Source organism: Escherichia sp. AM3 (genome assembly GCF_032029835.1).
Taxonomy (GTDB): domain Bacteria; phylum Pseudomonadota; class Gammaproteobacteria; order Enterobacterales; family Enterobacteriaceae; genus Escherichia; species Escherichia coli.
Genome location: NZ_JAVUPQ010000410.1, coordinates 1 through 879, shown reverse-complemented (window position 1 = coordinate 879; position 879 = coordinate 1). Strand labels below are relative to the sequence as shown.

Sequence of the window (879 nt, the reverse complement as noted above, 5' to 3'; positions counted from 1 at the left end):
ATGATGCTCTTCGGCGCAAGCTTGATAATGGTGGTCGGGTGTTCGTCAAAGGAAAATGCCCTGTGCCATCCTCAGCCGAAACCTCCAGCGCCTCCGGCATGGGCAATGATGCCACCGTCGAACTCTCTCCAGTTGCTGGACGAAACGTTCTCGGTATCCGGGACGGAATTATCCGCGACCAAACAGCACTGAGAACGCTTCAGGAATACATCAGGACGCAATGCCTTCGATGATAGCGATAATTTTACTCATCATCCTTCACATCTGGCTCTGTAGACAGGATGGTGATCACTTCTGGAGTGAATCCAGATTAAACATCTCATTGCTGATGCTTGAGGTTAAACATCTGGCGCGCGGTAAGGGGCTGCGTTGAGATAAGAGCCAGTTCATTACAAAGCCTATCTACGGATGGGCTTGATAATGGTTTGTTAACCTCGCTTATCACGAACGGCATTACCGCAGGCATTCACTGAGTGCCTGCGATAATACTTTTGATAGTCAGATTACAGGATAAAAATTAGATCGAAGTAATAACCTCCTTCCATTGTGATTTTTCCTTCACGGTATAACTCGCAAAGAGAATCGAAAGTTTCTTCATGATTATCGTTCTCAGGGAACCATGCTGGCTGGAAAGCAACTTTTCCTTTTTCATTCATTACTTTTAACATATAAGGGATAATATCTTGTTTTTTCATAAAAAAACCTCTTATTTTGATTGAAAAGTTTTACGCGGCATTTAGAGTACTTGAAGTCACTTCTCATCTTTAACGTCCTCCGCAAATACATCGAAAATAATATTCACTTTGTGATTTGTAGTTACCTTGGAAAGGTACATAACTAACGAGAATTACTCTCATCATTGACGGGTCCTCCCGGTGG

Annotated in this window: 3 protein-coding genes and 1 pseudogene; 3 read left to right on the top strand and 1 reads right to left on the bottom strand. The window is 43.2% G+C overall.

Translation table 11 applies throughout. The annotated features are described in order from the left end of the window. From rz1 to RTW80_RS26240, 3 genes and pseudogenes are all read left to right on the top strand, one after another. Nucleotides 1-111, top strand: a pseudogene (gene rz1 / locus RTW80_RS26250) (lysis system o-spanin lipoprotein Rz1); the annotation flags it as partial. Next, nucleotides 63-233, top strand: coding sequence for a lysis system i-spanin subunit Rz (locus RTW80_RS26245; RefSeq protein WP_005144468.1), 171 nt, complete (start codon nt 63-65; stop codon nt 231-233). The pseudogene rz1 and the gene RTW80_RS26245, both read left to right, overlap by 49 nt. Then, entirely contained in the window at nt 221-373 is a 153-nt protein-coding gene (locus tag RTW80_RS26240) for a hypothetical protein (RefSeq protein WP_001564341.1), read from the top strand. The genes RTW80_RS26245 and RTW80_RS26240 overlap by 13 nt, the downstream gene beginning before the upstream one ends. A gap of 130 nt (nt 374-503) precedes the next feature. Here the strand turns inward: RTW80_RS26240 and RTW80_RS26235 are convergent, their stop codons facing one another. After that, the gene (locus RTW80_RS26235; RefSeq protein ID WP_001564342.1) at nt 504-695 is read right to left on the bottom strand and encodes a hypothetical protein; all 192 of its coding nucleotides are present in this window, start codon (nt 693-695) and stop codon (nt 504-506) included. Between the last annotated feature and the right edge of the window lie 184 nt (nt 696-879).